This window comes from Vibrio sp. 10N.261.54.A5 (assembly GCF_041471145.1).
Classification (GTDB): domain Bacteria; phylum Pseudomonadota; class Gammaproteobacteria; order Enterobacterales; family Vibrionaceae; genus Vibrio; species Vibrio crassostreae_C.
On record NZ_JBFRNU010000022.1, the window covers coordinates 1 to 17,861 of the forward strand.

Here is a 17,861-nt window from a genome sequence, read left to right on the forward strand (position 1 = left end):
GCTACCCCTTATTCCATATCGGTTTTTCATGATCTTGCCCTGATGTCGGATGTGATTGTTTCAAACCGTATGGTGGAAGAGCTGCAAGATGTCTCGGATAAGGTCTACACCCGAGATCTAATTGGAAGCGATTAGTTCTGAGCTTTCCAGTAACGCTTCAAATGTGCATTACTTTGAGCCGTTCATATTTAAGTAAACATCAAAACTTTAATAATTATTGTGCCTCAGCTTAGCTTAGTTCGAGGCTCTATTTTGGGGCGCAAATGCCTCAATATCATCCGCAGTATTTTATATATCCGTCAGTTAAAACTTATAAAGAAAACTATTCATGATTAAACACTGCTTATTCCCCGCAGCCGGTTATGGCACTCGCTTTTTACCTGCAACTAAATCCATGCCAAAAGAAATGATGCCTATCGTTAACAAGCCGCTTATTGAATATGGCGTTGACGAGGCGATTCAAGCGGGCATGACCAGCATGGCCGTTGTTACTGGCCGTGGTAAAAGCTCGTTAATGGATCACTTTGATAAGAACTACGAGCTTGAGCACCAAATCCAAGGCACCAATAAAGAGCCTTTATTGGATGATATTCGCTCTCTGATTGATTCGGCTCAGTATACGTTTATTCGCCAACGTGAAATGAAAGGGCTAGGGCATGCCATTTTAACCGGCAAAGAACTGGTGGGTGATAACCCATTTGCTGTCGTTCTGGCTGACGACTTGTGCATCAATGATGACAAAGGCGTGCTAGCACAAATGGCTGCGCTGTACCGTCAGTTCCGCTGCTCTATTGTCGCGGTAGAAGAAGTACCAGAATCTGAAACGCATAAGTACGGTGTGATTGCCGGCGAGCACCTAAGTGATGACCTGATTCGCATTACCGATATGGTCGAGAAGCCAGAGCAAGGTACAGCGCCAAGTAACCTCGCGATCATTGGTCGTTATATTCTAACACCAGATATCTTCGATATTTTGGAAGAAACGCAGCCGGGTAAAGGCGGTGAAATCCAAATTACAGATGCGCTTTTAGAACAAGCCCAAAATGGCTGTGTGATTGCGTACAAGTTTAAAGGTAAGCGTTTTGATTGCGGTAGCGTCGATGGCTACATCGAGGCGACGAACTACTGTTATAAAAATGTCTACCTCAAAGGCAACAAAGCCGAAATGGATCAAACCGCTACTGAAAAGGTGTAGCGCATATAAGTTCGATCAATCGTGATAGTTTTTATCTTTATTGCTGTCGCTTCATTGTTCCACTTAATCATCTTTTTCTAACAATCCCCAAGGCTTAAATTAATGTCATTGTTTGAATACTTTGTCGAACTTTCCCTGTTCTTCTTTCTCTCCTTTTCGGTGTTGTACTGCATGCGTAAAGTGGGCTACGCCATTGGCTTAGTCGATAAACCGAATGCCAGAAAACACCATGAAGGTGTGGTTCCTTTGGTGGGCGGTATTTCCCTTTGTATTACCTTGTTGTACTTCTTCTACGTGAGTGCGTCAGAAATCAATAACATAGAGGTAATCGCCACGTGCTTAACGATACTGGTGCTGATCGGTGTGGCAGATGACCGCTTCGATATCAGTTTTAAACTTCGCATGGGTGTGCAAGCTGTCTTGACGCTGATCGTAATGCATTATACCGGGCTAACGCTTTCTCATGTTGGTAATGCGTTTGGGTTTGGTGTTTGGGACTTTCCGGTTGCCATCGATTATGTTGTTACCATATTAGCTGTGATCGGTGCAATTAACGCTTTTAACATGGTTGATGGTATTGACGGGCTATTGGGTGGTTTAAGCATAGTGGTGTTTGCCTCGTTAGGTGTGCTGTTCTATGCCCATGGCCTTGAGTTTTATACCTTCTTTATGGCAGTGATGGTGGTTATCTTACTTCCCTTCGTGCTGTTTAATTTGGGGTATTTTGGCAAACTACGTAAAGTGTTTATGGGCGATGCCGGTAGCATGATGATCGGCTTTCTCGTGATCTGGATTTTAATCCGAGGAACACAGCCTGAACACGGCCACTATACGATTCGTCCGGTGACGGCATTGTGGTTAATTGCGGTGCCTTTGATTGATATGATGGCCATTATGATCCGTCGTATTCGAAAAGGGCACTCTCCGTTCCAACCTGACCGCGAGCATTTTCACCACATCATGCAACGCATCGGTTTTACGCCTCGTGAATCTTTAGTGGTGATCTGCTTGGTGCAATTGGTGTACTCAACGCTCGGGTTACTAGGCGAATACTTCCAAGTGCCAGAATACATCATGTTCTACACCATTGTTGTGTGTTTCTTCCTCCACACCTACGCGATGACACACTCGTTTAAAATGGCGAAGATTGTAAGAAAGTGGAAGAAGTTAGAAGCGAAATAGTTTGATGTGTCGTTAACGGACAAGTCTACTATCGCAGTGCTTAGCTGGGTAAATTAGAGAGTTAAAGCAGTTAAGTTACAATAGCTCAAACTAAGACAAATATAGAAAAAGAGCCCAATCTTATCGAGATTGGGCTCTTTTGCGTTTAGCTTGAGAAGTTTTAGACTTGAGTGCTTTTGCTCTTAATCATCTTCACTTGAAAACCTAAGCCATTAATACACTGTTAATCACTAGTAGACTTTTTCTGGAAGGTTACGCAAACTTCTAATCCAGCTGGTAATACGCCAAACATAGCTCATGGCTACGGTGTAAGAAATAAAACACATCATAAACAGGATGAACATGGTCGATTCAGCAATTTCTAGGAACTCTCCGTAGATACCGAAGCCAGCGAAGCTACTTGCGATAGCACAAATGATGGCGAGCGTTTGACGCGATGTAAAACCAAGGCGTTGGAAGATGTGGTGTAGGTGCTCTCTGTCGGGCTTGAAAGGGGAGTCACCGCGGCGTACGCGTCTGAACATGATGGCAGCCATGTCCATCAGCGGAACAGCAATTAACCACAGTGCAGTTATTGGTCGCATCATAGCTTCTGATGGATCTTGGCTTGCGCCCAGCAGTAACCAAATTACAGTAAAGCCAATCATCATGCTGCCAGCATCGCCCATAAAGACCTTACGCTCTCGCCCAAGAATGCCTAAGTTCATCATGATATAAGGAATGGTTGCGACAATGAACACCACGCATAAATACGCTAAGCCATGTTGGCTGTCGACTTGAAGTAAAACGGCGATACCGCCAAAAGTTACAATAGCAAGCCCACCTAACAATCCATCAATGCCGTCGACCATATTGAACGCGTTAATCGCGCCAATCACTGCGAGTATGGTTACTACAGGGCTCAGGAAGCCTAAATGCAGGTCGCCAGTACCAAACAGGTTACCAATGTTATCTAATCGAATGTCGGCGAAATACATCATGCCGATGGAGAGAATTGCTTGCACCACCAGTCGTATTTTGAAGCTAATGTCGAATTTGTCATCAAGCGCCCCGATAATAATAAGAGCAATAACAGAAGCTAAAAAGAGTGGGCTATGCGGGATGACGTCTGGATGGGTAACGATGAATTGGCCAATGGTTAAGCTGATCGCAATACCACCGACCAATGGGATCGCGCCATTGTGCAGCTTTCTTTCGTTGGGTTTATCCACTAAGCCGACGGCTTTCGCGACTTTTCGCATCAAAAAGAGTGAGGAAAAGGAGAAAAAGCCAACAAATGATAGCTCTAATAACATGATGAACTCTAGCCAATTTTTTGTAGGAGTTTATTTGCGTGTATCTTACGCTAAAACTATCAATGTGTACACCTGGTTGAGTATGTTTTGTTCTGTGCATTTTGAATGTGACATTTGGTTTTAGTATGTAATTGAACGTTGATTAAGAATGGTGGCTACGATGTTTTGGCTAGTATTATTGCTTAAGCTTTGTAGGTGCCTTAAACACAAAATGACGCTTTTTTTCATATTCGATCATCCTACCTGCGCCCTTTCTTGATCTTCCACTACAGTTTTGACTGTAAACTGTAGTAAAATTACGCTAATTTGTTTTTATACCGATTTATTTTGAATTGAACGAGGTCAGTCCTATGTCAGCTAAGAAGCCAATGGCTCTAGTGATCCTTGACGGTTACGGTTACCGTGAAGACAACCAAGACAACGCTATCGCGAACGCTAAGACTCCAGTTTTAGACGGTCTTATTGCTAACCAACCTAACACGCTAATCTCGGCTTCTGGCTTAGATGTAGGCCTACCTGATGGCCAAATGGGTAACTCTGAAGTGGGTCACACCAACATTGGTGCGGGTCGCGTGGTATACCAAGATCTTACTCGTATCACTAAGTCAATTTCAGACGGCGAATTCGGCCAAACTGAAACGCTAGTGAACGCTATCGATAAAGCGGTGAAAGCTGAGAAAGCGGTTCACATCATGGGCCTTATGTCTCCAGGTGGCGTTCACTCTCATGAAGATCACATCTACGCAGCTGTTGAAATGGCAGCAGAGCGTGGCGCAGAGAAAATCTACCTGCATGCATTCCTAGACGGCCGTGATACGCCGCCACGCAGCGCAGAAAACACACTAGCACGCTTCCAAGAACTGTTCGCTAAGCTAGGTAAAGGCCGTGTGGCTTCGCTTATTGGTCGTTACTACGCAATGGACCGTGATAACAACTGGGATCGCGTTCAAGAATCTTACGACCTGCTGACTCAAGCAAAAGCAGAGTTCACATTCGACACTGCAGTAGCTGGCCTAGAAGCGGCTTACGCTCGTGACGAAAACGATGAGTTCGTTAAAGCGACGGAAATCAAAGCAGAAGGCGAAGAGTCTGCCGCTATCGTTGATGGCGATGCGGTAATCTTCATGAACTACCGTGCCGACCGTGCTCGTGAAATTACACGTGCATTCGTTCCTGATTTCGACGGTTTTGCTCGTAACGTATTCCCAGCGATCGATTTCGTAATGCTGACTCAATACGCGGCAGACATTCCACTTCTATGTGCATTCCCACCGGCTTCTCTAGAGAACACTTACGGTGAATGGCTATCGAAGGAAGGTAAAACACAGCTACGTATCTCTGAAACAGAGAAATACGCGCACGTGACGTTCTTCTTCAACGGTGGTAAAGAAGACGAGTTTGAAGGCGAAGAGCGCCAGCTTGTTGCTTCTCCAAAAGTAGCAACGTACGACCTACAGCCAGAAATGAGCGCACCAGAGCTAACTGAAAAGCTAGTTGCAGCAATCAAAGGCGGCAAATACGACGCGATCGTTTGTAACTTCCCTAACTGTGACATGGTTGGCCACACTGGCGTTTACGATGCAGCAGTTAAAGCCGTAGAGTCGCTAGACGAATGTCTTGGTAAAGTGGTTGAAGCAATCAAAGAAGCTGACGGCCAACTGCTTATCACCGCAGACCACGGTAACGCAGAAATGATGGTTAACCCAGAAACGGGTGGCATCCACACTGCACATACTAACTTACCAGTGCCGCTTATCTACGTAGGTAACAAAGACGTTGAGTTCAAAGAGGGCGGTAAACTGTCTGACTTAGCACCAACGATGCTTTCTTTATCTGGTATCGCAATCCCGGCAGAAATGTCAGGTGATGTGATCGTTAAGTAATTAAATAGTTGTTTGGCTCAGCGGTTCACGTTGAGCTTTAACGATTTTGAAAGCCCGCACTTAAAAGTGCGGGCTTTTTTATAGATGTGAGATACGAGTAAGCGAGATGAGAAGAGCTTAAGAACGGATGCGTGATGTGAGATACGGGTAAACGAGTAGCGAAGAGCTTAAGGACAGGTATTGGGTAAGAAAAACATGCAGGGGAGAACATAAGGGCACGACCTTAAACAAAAGACGAAAAGAACAGTCTTGATGAATATCGAAAGAGTGACATTTCTTGAATGATTAGGTAGCTTAAGGCTCATACTATACTTGTCTTTTACCTTATATTTAGGCTGTTTATATGAACTCAAACCCAGACCGTTGGAAGCAACGACTGCAAAACTTAATGAAAGCGCAGCAAAGGCTTGAGAGAGCGTGCTCACAAGATAGCTACAATGAGTTAGAGCTCGCTGGGTTAGTACAAACTTTTGAATTTTCTTTCGAACTGACATGGAAGACCCTTAAAGACTTACTTGAGTTTGAAGGGTTTGACGTGGCTTCGCCGAGGAGCGTTTTTCGTACGGCCTTAGAAGCTAAGCACCTGTCTTCGGAGCAGTGTGAGATTATGCTTGAAGCACTCATAAAACGAAATTTATTGTCCCACACCTATGATGAGGAAAATGTCCTTGAAGCTCAGTCACTGATCTTAGAGTCATTTTCACCAGTGATAGGGCAAGTCACACTCTATTTAAAGCTTAAATGTGATCAAGAGGGTCAATGCGAACAAGAGGTTAAATGTGATCGATAGTTATTTGGTTAAACCAGACTCGGTCGGCCTTAAGCCTCATCAGTATCAGTTGATTGAGGATATTGTTTTGAGTCATGCCGCAGTCATTCATGCCTGGGTATTCGGTTCTAGAGCCCTTGGAACTTATAAAGATAACTCCGACATCGATATTGTTATCGAGGGGCATGGGATTTCGTCAAGTGTCGTCGCAGGCTTGCAAGATCGTTTAGAACAGTCGTCGCTTCCATTCAAGGTTGACTTGCTCGTTAAACATAGAATTACATCGAATGAGCTACTTGCCCATATTGACACTTATGGGATTAAACTAAAGTAGCCGAACGTATTATTATCAGCGTAACGGTGATGTTGATTCTTGAACCGATTGTTTACGTTTTGCCAGTTTATCTCGAATCTGAGTACCTGAATTGACTCGGTCATGTTTTTTATCATCAATAGAAAACGATAATAGTTTCATTAGCGCTATAGCTCCATCTCTACGCTTTCGATCTTCATAAGATTCAATCGTATCAGTGGACATTACTATCACCTCTTTGTATGAAATTTTAAATATAGACTATATGTTGTCTGGTGATAATGGCGCTTCTTGATGGCGAAATTTTATATTATTGATCTAGCGAGGTAAGGCTTATTGCGTTCTATCTACAACCGAACGCTCAAAATCCAGTAACCACTCTTTGCGGTTCATGCCGCCGGTGTAGCCGGTTAATGTGCCATTTGCGCCGATGACTCTATGGCAAGGTACAACAATACTAAATGGGTTCTTGCCATTTGCACCACCCACAGCTCTTACTGCTTTTGGTTTGTCCATTCTCTTTGCTTGTTCACCGTAACTGATGGTTTCGCCATAAGGAATGGTTGTTAAAGCCTGCCAAGCTACTTTTTGAAACTCAGTGCCTTTTATCGCTCTTAATGGCAAATCGAATTCTATTCGTTGACCTGCGAAGTACTCATCTAACTGTTTCGCTGCCAGTTGGCAAAGGTCATCTGGATTGCTAATCATTAGCTCTTCGTGATTTACATGGTCAATTTCAATAAGCGACACACCATTGCTAACAATGATCATCTTGCCAATTGGTGCGTCATAGAACATTTTGTAAGTGGTGTCTTCCATGTCATCTTCCTTTTTTTAGTCTTTTTCTGCTCTCAAGCTCTTCGAATCTCGTAACTGCTCTTAAGCTCTTAAATCTTTTCGCATCCCGGTTACTCGCATCTCGTATCTGCTCTTATATCTTTTCGCATCCCGTATCTGCTCTTATATCTTTTCGTATCCCGCATCTGCTTTACCCCTTACACGAAGCGCAAACAAGTACCCTGAAATACCGCCGACAATGTTCCCCAAGGCTAAGCCTATAAACAGCCCTTCGACACCATCAATTTGGCTGCCTATCCAAGCGAATGGCAAGGTAAAGACAAACAAACGCATGAAGCTCCATTGAAAGGCTTTGAGTGGTTGATGCATGGCATTCATCCCACTGATCAGCATCATCACAATGCCTTGGAATCCATAGCTAAAGGGCACGACTAACAGGTAATGCCACAATATGCCTCGGACGGATTCTTCTTGAGAGAACAGGGCAGCCAAAGGAATGCTCAACGGCACCATCATTAAGAAAATCAAACCTTGGAACATCACAGCAAAACGCATACTCAGAAACAGTGCCTTAAAACTGCGTTGTGGGTTGTTTGCGCCAAAGTTCTGCGCCATGAAAGGCGTAAGCGCCGAAGTAAGAGACATCAACACAATGATAAGAATGGACTCGATACGTTGCGCTGCGCCATACGCCGCCACGGCTTCAGTCCCTTGTTTGGCCAGCATCATCATGATGATAGCGCCGGCAAGTGGGTTCAGAGCGTTAGACAAAGCCGCTGGGGTGCCTATTTTCAGGATCTGTCGCCAGTCACTGACGATGTTTGTCAGCTTAGGCGGCGCAAGCAGTTTTTCTCGCACCATCAATACGTAGAGTGAGCCACACAAAGCACCAAACCAACTGAAACCACTGGCAATCGCAGCGCCTTGAATCCCCAGTTCAGGGAAAGGCCCATACCCGAAGATAAGTAGCGGATCTAAAACGCCATTGATAAGGCCAGCCAGTAGCATAATCTTGGCGGGTGTTTTAGTATCGCCGCTGGCACGAATGGCGCTGTTGCCTGCCATGGGGATGACCAAAAATGGGATCGCGAGATACCACACCGACATGTATTCCGATATCAGTGGCAACAACTCTTGCTTTGCTCCTAGCAGGGTAAACATAGGTTCTAAGGCGATAATACCTAATGTAGACGCGCAGCCGACCAGAAGCAGAGCCAGCAATAAGCCATGACAGGTAAAGCGTGCTGCATTTTGTGCGCTGCCTTGGCCAAGCAATCGACCGATACATGTCGATAAGCCAATACCAATCCCCATGGTGATGCAGTTAATCGCAAAGGTAACTGGAAAGGTAAAGCTCACTGCTGCAAGTGCTTGTGTGCCGAGCAGTGAGATAAAGAAGGTATCGACGAGGTTAAACATCAAGATCGCCACCATACCGAATATGGTCGGTATGGTCATGGTACGCAATGTACTGTCAATTGGGGCAGTTAATAGCCCGTGCTTATCTTGCATGCAAAACGCCGATAGAAACCAAAAGCGTAGGATAAACAGATGCGGGATACGAGTAAACGAAAAGCAGGGAAAGATGAGGGGTGAGAATCTGCACTTTAGCTCACAATTTTTTCGTTCCCCCCTTGGGATCTTTCACATCGCCCCCAACATATTGTTTGACCCACGCTAATCGTGGCAACTATCAAAATTTAAATGGAAATTATCAGGAGATAAGACCGATGAATATCCGTCCTCTACATGACCGAGTTATCGTTGAGCGCCAAGAAGTTGAATCTAAATCTGCTGGTGGCATCGTTCTAACTGGTTCTGCCGCAGAAAAATCGACTCGCGGTATCATTCTAGCTGTTGGCAAAGGCCGCATTCTAGAAAACGGTTCAGTGCAACCGTTGGACGTAAAAGTTGGCGATACCGTTATCTTTGCTGAAGGTTACGGCACGAAAACTGAAAAAATCGACGGCAAAGAAGTTCTGATTATGTCTGAAAACGACATCATGGCGATCGTCGAGTAATCTATTTTTCATTTAACTCTCAGTAAAAGTTATCAGAGCCAGTATTGGATGATTCATATCGTCATTCCAGAAATGAGGAACGAATTATCTGGAATCTAAACAGAGTGCGATTTGAGTAGATTCTGAATCACGTTCGTCCCTCACTGTTCAGAATGACGCGATAACGCTGAGACGCCCCGAAACAAAGAATTTGAAAGGAAATTAAGATGGCTGCTAAAGACGTTAAATTTGGTAATGACGCACGTATTAAAATGCTAGAAGGTGTAAACGTTCTGGCTGACGCAGTAAAAGTAACACTAGGTCCTAAAGGCCGTAACGTTGTTTTAGACAAATCATTTGGCGCACCGACTATCACTAAAGATGGTGTTTCAGTTGCACGTGAAATCGAACTTGAAGACAAGTTCCAAAACATGGGCGCGCAAATGGTTAAAGAAGTGGCTTCGCAAGCGAATGACGCGGCGGGCGACGGTACGACTACAGCAACAGTTCTTGCTCAAGCAATCATCACTGAAGGCTTAAAAGCCGTTGCTGCTGGCATGAATCCAATGGATCTTAAGCGCGGTATCGACAAAGCAGTTATCGCTGCAGTTGAAGAGCTAAAAGGCCTTTCTGTTCCATGCGCAGATACAAAAGCTATCGCGCAAGTAGGTACTATCTCTGCGAACTCTGATTCGACAGTAGGTAACATCATTGCTGAAGCGATGGAAAAAGTAGGCCGTGATGGCGTAATCACGGTTGAAGAAGGTCAGGCTCTACAAGACGAGCTAGACGTAGTTGAAGGTATGCAGTTCGACCGTGGTTACCTATCTCCTTACTTCATCAACAACCAAGAAGCGGGTTCTGTTGATCTAGAAAGCCCATTCATTCTTCTTATCGACAAGAAAGTTTCGAACATCCGTGAACTTCTTCCGACTCTAGAAGCTGTTGCTAAGGCATCTCGTCCACTTCTTATCATCGCTGAAGATGTAGAAGGCGAAGCGCTTGCAACTCTAGTTGTGAACAACATGCGTGGCATCGTTAAAGTGGCTGCTGTTAAAGCGCCTGGTTTCGGTGACCGTCGTAAGTCTATGCTACAAGATATCGCTATCCTAACGGGCGGTACGGTTATCTCTGAAGAGATCGGCCTAGACCTAGAGAAAGTAACGCTAGAAGACCTAGGTCAAGCTAAGCGTGTAACTATCACTAAAGAAAACTCAACCATCATCGATGGCGCGGGCGAAGAAACAATGATCCAAGGTCGTGTTTCTCAAATCCGTCAACAAATCGAAGATGCAACGTCTGACTACGACAAAGAGAAACTTCAAGAGCGCGTAGCTAAGCTAGCTGGCGGTGTTGCAGTAATCAAAGTGGGCGCTGCAACTGAAGTTGAGATGAAAGAGAAGAAAGACCGCGTTGAAGATGCACTTCACGCAACTCGCGCTGCCGTTGAAGAAGGTGTGGTTGCTGGTGGTGGTGTTGCACTTATCCGCGCTGCATCTAAAGTTGCTGGCCTTGAAGGCGACAACGAAGAGCAAAACGTCGGTATCCGTGTTGCACTACGTGCAATGGAAGCGCCTATCCGTCAAATCACTAAGAACGCAGGTGATGAAGAATCTGTTGTTGCTAACAACGTTCGTGCTGGCGAAGGTAACTACGGTTACAACGCGGCGACTGGCGAATACGGCGACATGATTGCAATGGGTATCCTAGATCCAACTAAGGTAACTCGCTCTGCACTTCAGTTCGCAGCGTCAGTTGCTGGTCTTATGATCACAACAGAAGCGATGATCACTGATAAGCCACAAGATTCTGGCCCTGCAATGCCTGATATGGGTGGCATGGGCGGTATGGGTGGCATGGGCGGCATGATGTAGTGCGACAAGGGTCGCATTGACTGTTCCTCAGGATAATGTACTGAGGTGGGCGGAAATATCGTTGGATATAACCGTCCTAGTTATCAACTCCGAGGATGTAATGATAACGCTCTGCCTAGAGTTCCTCTCACCCAACCTCCATACCCGAAAGGGTCTTCGAAACGGAAATATGTCAGAGGCAGCGTGCTGCCTCTTAGTTAACTATGCCGATGTGCATTCAAAGTAATAATCTTTGGCACCAACGCGCAGGAAACTGCCTTTAAAAAGGAAAGACATGGGACCGACATGCCAATGGTTTGGCATGCCCTCATAAACTGCAGCTCTTGGCTTCTTAGCTGGAAGTGAGTACTCCTCACTGACAGAACAAGAAGAGGTGCTTCAACAGTCAATTGACTGAAGCTTGTGTTTGTATTGTCTTACTCTCAACAACAGTTTGAGTGATAAGACCTACTTTGTAGCAAGTAGTAGCCTAGGGATAGTGCGAATCTGGTAACGGATTGGTGCGAAGCTTCCTGACAATGTACTCCCTGAAAAGGTGTGTCGTTTGCGCGAGCAAATAATACAGATATCGGTAATGACGACCGATTGAGAGGCTAGGCTTGGTTATAAGGTTAACGTATGTGAACTACTGATAAACAACGTCAGCCGCGACGAGCGAAATGTCTTTGTTTGTAGTAATCAATCTAGGTTGATTACTGCAAGGCGCTCTGACCAAAAGGTATGTGGACAGGTTATTCCTTTTACATCTGGGATTACGCTACTGTTGTGCCACCGTTGAATAGGTAGAACCTAAGTAACTAATTGTACAAATACAGGAACTTGGTAAGCCCAATTATTCGCCCTCGAGGCAGGTAACCCGTAAGGGGAGCTGTTGGATGAGTGGGTATGGGAGCGATGGATAAAGCGAATGCTTGGCTGTAATCGCCAAGATAGAGGTTCAGACTTTGCCTCAACTCGAAAGAGTGCAGACTTCCATTAGGTCTTTAATCGTAAGAAGGCTTGTAAAGCCGAAGGATGACTAGCGAACTTCGTTCGCTGGTTGATACTTGTCCCCCTAAGGGTGAATGATACTTCACCCTTAGGGGAGATCTATCTTCACTCCACATGGGGGATCCACCATGAGGAAAGCAAGATGAGTAAGGCACAGTGTCTACCTGCATTCTCATACTCGAACGATAGCTGGCAAACCATTAATTGGAAGCTATGCCATCAAAGAGTAAAGAAGCTACAAGTACGGATTGCGAAGGCAACTAAACACGGCGATAACAGGCAAATTAAAAAGCTACAGCGCATGTTAATACGCTCTTTTTCTGCCAAAGCGATAGCGGTAAAACGGGTAACCGAAAACCGTGGAAAGAAAACATCAGGTGTCGACAAAGTACTTTGGAATACACCAACTTTGAAATGGGATGCTATTCAATCTCTAACGAGTAAAGGCTACAAGCCAATGCCGTTAAGGAGGGTTTACATTCCTAAATCTAATGGTAAAGAACGTCCGCTAGGAATACCGACCATGCGTGATAGAGCAATGCAGGCACTGCACCTGTTAGCGCTAGAACCTGTATCGGAAACCAAAGCGGACAGACATAGCTATGGATTTCGTCCTCACCGCAATTGTGCTGATGCTATTGAACAATGTTTCGTAAACCTCAGTCGCAAGAGTAGTGCCCAATGGGTATTAGAGGGGGATATTAAAGGGTGTTTTGATTTCATTAGTCACGATTGGTTAATCGCTAATATCCCTATGGATAAAGTGATACTCAAGAAGTGGCTTAAATCCGGATTTATGGAATCTGGAAGTTGGAATCCAACAGAAGCAGGTACACCGCAAGGAGGAATTATTTCTCCTGTACTTGCGAATATGGCTTTAGACGGGCTAGATGCGGTGCTGGAATCTCATTTCGGGAAGAAAAACACCAAAGCTAGTTATAAAACTAAGGTTAACTATGTGCGATATGCTGACGACTTCGTCATCACTGGCATCTCGAAAGAGTTGTTAGAGCAAGAAGTACTGCCAATAGTTGAAGCCTTTATGGCGGATCGTGGGTTAGAACTGTCGAAGGAAAAAACATTAATCACACATATAGAGAATGGGTTTGATTTCCTAGGGCAGAACGTTCGGAAATACAAAGGCAAGATGTTAATCAAGCCTGCGAAAAAGAATGTGAAAGTCTTTTTGAAAAACATAAAAGATTATCTCGATAGTCACAAAACGGCTCCAGCGAGTGCAATCATTGCCAAGTTGAACCCGATGATCAGAGGGTGGTGTAATTACCATCGTTGGATCTGTGCTAGTGAGACATTCAAGTATGTAGATTACCGAATCTGGAAGATGCTTTGGCGTTGGTGTCGACGTATCCATTCTAATCGCCGAAAACGCTGGATTAAAGATAAATACTTTAAGTCAGTAGGGGATAGGAATTGGGTATTCAGTGCACCAAGACCAAAAGAGGAAGATGGCTACTACCGTTTGCTTTACGCATCGAGAGTGAAAATCGACAAGCATGTAAAGATTAAGGCATTAGCGAATTGTTACTTACCAGAAGATGAGCAATATTTTGAAAGTTTGACGATCAGAAGATTGAAGAAATCTTTATCAGGTAACATGAAGCTTTGGAAGATTGCCGAAAGGCAGGGTTTCCAGTGTGCGGTATGCCACCGGCAGTTTGCCTCTGAAGATGAATGGGATGTTCACCATATCATTCGACGAGTCGATGGTGGTTCGGACAATAGCGAAAATCTTATGATGTTGCATATTAATTGTCATAGGCAATTACATGTTTGAGTTGCTGGCATTTACTTAGGTAGGTGCTTATAAAGGCTTGAGCCGTATGCGGGGAAACTCGCACGTACGGTTCTTAGGGGGCGGTGTCGCAGTAATGCGTCGCTGCTACCCTACATCATCCCCCTTTCTCTATAGCAGAGAAAGTCACACATAAGCTTTAGAAAACGGAGACTTCGGTCTCCGTTTTTTGCTCTTAAGCCTTATTTATTCGCATCCCGTATCTGTATTTCAGCTTCACCATCACCCTTTTTTCCAAAGCTCCTTGGTCAGCCTGCCTTGTGCGTAAACTGTTGTTCATCAATTTTTTGCAGCATCATGTCACGCTTAAATGGTTTTGGAAGATAATCGTTCATTCCACACTCGAAGCAACGTTTAATATCATCATCGAGCACGGATGCCGTTAAAGCGAGGATATGTGTTGCCTGAAGTTGCAGGTTTTCTTCATAGCGCCTGATTCGCTCTGTTGCCTCAAAGCCATCTACATTCGGCATCATGCAGTCCATCAAGATAAGGCCGATGTCTTGATGATGCCCTTTATATAAATCAATCGCTTCTTGTCCATCATTGGCAACCCAATATTCAATCCCTAACTTATCTAAATTGATACATACCACCTTCTGGTTTACGCGGTTATCTTCAACTACGAGGACTTTTTGACGTACAGTCGCTTCTATCGGCTCAGGTTGATGTTGAGGGGGTTGTGGCTGTGACCTTTCAAGCACGGAGTTCAACATGCTACTTAAGCGGGAACCGAGCATAGGAAGAGTCACATAGCCTGAGATAAAATGACACTCACTCATAGGATCACTAAGATTATCTTTCACTATGATGATTTTCACCTCTGGTGCTAAGCGATGCAGTGTTTTGGCTTGGTTAATATCTTCCATCAAAGCGATCTCTGGGAGGTCAGTTGCCGCCAAGTTTGTTTCGATTGATTTTAGTTGTGGTGAGTAACCAAGGCGGAATAAGTCATCGAGTAAAAGTTTCGATGGCGCATCTGAATAATAGACAACGGTTTGTTTACGATTTTTATGTTCAGAATGATCTGATGGCACTACGGTTAATTGGAAATGAAAGCAACTGCCCACGTCTTTCTCTGACTCAACGTTTATCGAGCCTCCCATCATTTCCACCATACGTGACGAAATACTAAGCCCTAATCCGGTCCCCGCAATATTGGAGGTGATGTTGGTATCTTCTTGGCAAAACGCTTTGAAAATGTGCTCTTGTTGGTCTGCTGCGATACCAATACCCGTATCTCGAACAAAAAACTCGACCACACACTCTGTTTCCAATGATGGAAGCCGTTTAGCGGTGAATACGATAGAGCCTTGTTCTGTAAATTTGATCGCATTTGAGGCTAAATTCATCAACACTTGGCGAATTTTATTCCCATCAACATGAATGTACTCTGGGAGCTCGCCATCAATTTCAACTTCCAACTTAATCTGCTTTTGATAAGCTTTAGAAGAAATCAGAGTCACGCTATCAAACAGCAGCTCTCTTAAGTCTGTCGTATGTGGATTAATTTCCAGTTTACCCGATTCAATTTTGGACAGATCGAGAACATCGTTGATCAACATAAGTAAGGTTTGAGAAGAGGTATAGATAGTCCCAAGGCAGTCTTTCTGTTCTGCGGATAGTTTGGTTTCTGCCAGTATTTCTGACATACCAATCACGCCATTAAGCGGTGTCCGTATCTCATGAGACATATTGGCAAGAAAGGCACTTTTTGCGCGGTTTGCTTGTCGTGCTTTCTCTTGTGAAACAATCAATTGAGTTTCAAGTTGACTGGCACGCCACACAACATAAAGCAGCACCAGTAACGTCACCCCTCCTAATGCGGCTGTCGATAAGTAGCTGTACAACTTTATCTGCGTCAGGCTCTCTGCGATCTGCTTGGGTGTTTCGGTGAAAAGTAAGTTGAGCTCATCTTCAACATGATAAATACTGCTGGTGAGTTCTCCTTTGAGGCCGCTATCAGAGCTGTACCCGACACTCTTTAACCCTCGCTGCAATCGCCAAAAGTGGCGTTTAAAATTATTAAACGAAGCTAATGCACTGATCGTTCGGGAATTCTGTTCTATTTCATCTTGGATTTTGAACAATGAATCGACAATCTTATCTAATGTTGTCTGATCAAAATCGGTAAAGAACTGATACATGAGATCTTGTGTTTCTAAAGTCAATTCTTCAAGCTGCACATTATTGGATTCATGTACGAAGCGCTCAAGTGTCAACGCTGCATTTTTTAGTTTCTCAATGAGCCCAATTTGGTCCCTCTTGCCATGTATGCTGACTAACTCAAGGGCTAATAATGTAAAGGCGGTGTGGTACTCGTCGAGATACTCGACAACTTTGGCATAATTAAAAGAAATATTGAGGTCGCTTCGTACGATTTTCCCATCGATCTCAGCCAGCTTTTCGATCAGCTGACTTCGCTTTATATTGAGTTGTTCTTGAATCTCTGGTTGCCTTGTGGAAACAAACTGCTGCTCTTGTCGTCTGACAGAGAGCATAACGCTATAAGCTTCAGAAAGACTGAGCTGGAGATTAATCATGTCCTGCTCTTTGTTCTTCAGAGCATGGCTAACATAGATATAGAGGCCTAAAAATAACACGATAGCCAAAAAACCACGCGAAATAATCGCTTTAATGGTCTGTTTATTCGTAGGTTCCTTAATCATGCTATTCCCACTGTTTCATATCGTTCTATTCCTATATTAGAATTTAGTTTATTTTCAGAATTTTACGAACATTAGTTTTTGAATACCTGAGGTCTGTTGAGCTTTTATCAATAAATTTTTTAGGATGACATCGCTTTAGATGCGGCAATAAGTGTGTGGGCTATAAGCTTGTGAAACATGTTGATTTTCTCGCCTAGATTTTTGTTTGGAATAATAAGCGTTAGAGCGGAGGTTTCGGTTTCTGTTTTTTTTGCTTTTCGCATCTCGTTCACTCGAATCCCGCATCTGCTCTTAACCATTGCTCTTTATGATTTAGCGGCTTATATTCAACAGTACAGTTATTACATTGATTTAACATGGGTAGCTGTTGAATAAAGGACAATAAATGCTTGATTAAAAATGGATTAATCAAGTTAACAATAAGTCAGTGGAGACTCCCCAATGAAAAAACTACTTTCAGTACTTGCTGTGTCGGCAGCAGTAATGGCACCGGCAGCATTTGCTTCTTCGCCTGTTATGTTTTCAACGATTAACGGTTTCAACGCACCTGATTCAGATGCGGTTGGCGGTGTGCGTTTGGCTCTGCTTCACGGACAAGTAAACGACCTTAAAGGTGTCGATCTTGCCGTTGTTGGTATGTCTGAGACGCAAACGACCACAGGTGTGAACCTTGGTATTTTTGGTGCATCAAAAGTGAACCAAGAAATGACCGGTGCATCTCTAGGTTTCTTCAACTGGAATACGGGTAAAACAACCGGTGTTAACCTGGGTGCTGTGAACATTACTAATGATGTGAAAGGCGCGAACGTGAGTTTTGTAAACTACTCAGAAGGTAACACTATGGTTGATGTTGGTGCAGCGAACCTTTCAGAAGTGTCTACGGTTCAGGTTGGTATCTTCAACAAAACCAACAAAATCGAAGGCGTACAAGTTGGTCTGATCAACTGTGCTGACAACGGTTTCTTCCCGTGCTTCCCGATTGTAAACTTTGCTAAGTAAGGCTTAGTGTTACTATAGTGATTCATAACGCCTAAGTGCATCTGACTTAGGCGTTATTGCAACTCAACATTTTCTTATAGA

14 protein-coding genes and 1 pseudogene are annotated in these 17,861 nt (G+C 44.2%); 10 read left to right on the forward strand and 5 right to left on the reverse strand.

The features are described from left to right. From AB4329_RS06850 to wecA (AB4329_RS06860), 3 genes and pseudogenes are all read left to right on the forward strand, one after another. Positions 1 to 135 (forward strand): annotated as a pseudogene (locus AB4329_RS06850) (UDP-glucose 6-dehydrogenase); the annotation flags it as partial. Between the two features lie 193 nt (positions 136 to 328). After that, the gene (galU, locus tag AB4329_RS06855; RefSeq protein WP_372137914.1) at positions 329 to 1,195 is read left to right on the forward strand and encodes a UTP--glucose-1-phosphate uridylyltransferase GalU; all 867 of its coding nucleotides are present in this window, start codon (positions 329 to 331) and stop codon (positions 1,193 to 1,195) included. A gap of 102 nt (positions 1,196 to 1,297) precedes the next feature. After that, on the forward strand, positions 1,298 to 2,377 hold the full coding sequence (wecA, locus tag AB4329_RS06860) for a UDP-N-acetylglucosamine--undecaprenyl-phosphate N-acetylglucosaminephosphotransferase (RefSeq protein WP_372137915.1): 1,080 nt from the start codon (positions 1,298 to 1,300) through the stop codon (positions 2,375 to 2,377). A gap of 230 nt (positions 2,378 to 2,607) precedes the next feature. Here the strand turns inward: wecA (AB4329_RS06860) and wecA (AB4329_RS06865) are convergent, their stop codons facing one another. Continuing rightward, positions 2,608 to 3,672 carry a UDP-N-acetylglucosamine--undecaprenyl-phosphate N-acetylglucosaminephosphotransferase gene (wecA, locus tag AB4329_RS06865; RefSeq protein ID WP_372137917.1) on the reverse strand — a complete coding sequence of 355 codons (1,065 nt, stop codon included), beginning with the start codon at positions 3,670 to 3,672 and terminating at the stop codon, positions 2,608 to 2,610. A gap of 350 nt (positions 3,673 to 4,022) precedes the next feature. Between wecA (AB4329_RS06865) and gpmM the strand changes: the two genes are divergently transcribed. The 3 genes from gpmM (at position 4,023) to AB4329_RS06880 (ending at position 6,658) form a co-directional block, all read left to right on the forward strand. Next, positions 4,023 to 5,555 (forward strand): 2,3-bisphosphoglycerate-independent phosphoglycerate mutase, encoded by a 1,533-nt coding sequence (gene gpmM, locus AB4329_RS06870; RefSeq protein ID WP_017063155.1) that lies wholly within the window; start codon positions 4,023 to 4,025, stop codon positions 5,553 to 5,555. A gap of 343 nt (positions 5,556 to 5,898) precedes the next feature. Continuing rightward, the gene (locus AB4329_RS06875) at positions 5,899 to 6,345 is read left to right on the forward strand and encodes an HI0074 family nucleotidyltransferase substrate-binding subunit (RefSeq protein WP_017093683.1); all 447 of its coding nucleotides are present in this window, start codon (positions 5,899 to 5,901) and stop codon (positions 6,343 to 6,345) included. Next, a complete protein-coding gene (locus AB4329_RS06880; RefSeq protein WP_372137919.1) occupies positions 6,335 to 6,658 on the forward strand; it encodes a nucleotidyltransferase family protein in 324 nt (107 codons plus the stop codon). Before AB4329_RS06875 ends, AB4329_RS06880 begins: the two co-directional genes overlap by 11 nt. Before the next feature lie 15 nt (positions 6,659 to 6,673). Here the strand turns inward: AB4329_RS06880 and AB4329_RS06885 are convergent, their stop codons facing one another. The 3 genes from AB4329_RS06885 to AB4329_RS06895 all read right to left on the reverse strand — a co-directional run bounded on the left by AB4329_RS06885 (position 6,674) and on the right by AB4329_RS06895 (position 8,947). Continuing rightward, positions 6,674 to 6,862 carry a hypothetical protein gene (locus tag AB4329_RS06885; RefSeq protein ID WP_017063158.1) on the reverse strand — a complete coding sequence of 63 codons (189 nt, stop codon included), beginning with the start codon at positions 6,860 to 6,862 and terminating at the stop codon, positions 6,674 to 6,676. A gap of 108 nt (positions 6,863 to 6,970) precedes the next feature. Continuing rightward, positions 6,971 to 7,456 (reverse strand): methylated-DNA--[protein]-cysteine S-methyltransferase, encoded by a 486-nt coding sequence (locus AB4329_RS06890; protein WP_372137921.1) that lies wholly within the window; start codon positions 7,454 to 7,456, stop codon positions 6,971 to 6,973. Between the two features lie 141 nt (positions 7,457 to 7,597). Continuing rightward, positions 7,598 to 8,947, reverse strand: coding sequence for an MATE family efflux transporter (locus AB4329_RS06895; protein ID WP_372137923.1), 1,350 nt, complete (start codon positions 8,945 to 8,947; stop codon positions 7,598 to 7,600). Positions 8,948 to 9,165: 218 nt separating this feature from the next. On the opposite strand from AB4329_RS06895, the gene AB4329_RS06900 reads away from it, so the two are divergent. From AB4329_RS06900 to ltrA, 3 genes are all read left to right on the forward strand, one after another. Further along, positions 9,166 to 9,456, forward strand: a complete 291-nt coding sequence (locus tag AB4329_RS06900) for a co-chaperone GroES (protein WP_010433998.1) — start codon at positions 9,166 to 9,168, stop codon at positions 9,454 to 9,456. A 206-nt stretch (positions 9,457 to 9,662) separates the two neighbouring features. Further along, entirely contained in the window at positions 9,663 to 11,309 is a 1,647-nt protein-coding gene (groL, locus tag AB4329_RS06905; protein WP_017061290.1) for a chaperonin GroEL, read from the forward strand. A 1,132-nt stretch (positions 11,310 to 12,441) separates the two neighbouring features. Next, positions 12,442 to 14,094: a group II intron reverse transcriptase/maturase gene (ltrA, locus tag AB4329_RS06910; protein WP_108156761.1), complete on the forward strand. Its 1,653-nt coding sequence runs from the start codon at positions 12,442 to 12,444 to the stop codon at positions 14,092 to 14,094. 266 nt (positions 14,095 to 14,360) lie between these two features. On the opposite strand, the gene AB4329_RS06915 is transcribed toward ltrA, so the two are convergent. Then, positions 14,361 to 16,781, reverse strand: coding sequence for an ATP-binding protein (locus tag AB4329_RS06915; RefSeq protein WP_372137924.1), 2,421 nt, complete (start codon positions 16,779 to 16,781; stop codon positions 14,361 to 14,363). A 441-nt stretch (positions 16,782 to 17,222) separates the two neighbouring features. Between AB4329_RS06915 and AB4329_RS06920 the strand changes: the two genes are divergently transcribed. Continuing rightward, positions 17,223 to 17,780 carry a VC2662 family protein gene (locus tag AB4329_RS06920; protein WP_017068001.1) on the forward strand — a complete coding sequence of 186 codons (558 nt, stop codon included), beginning with the start codon at positions 17,223 to 17,225 and terminating at the stop codon, positions 17,778 to 17,780. Positions 17,781 to 17,861 lie beyond the last annotated feature (81 nt).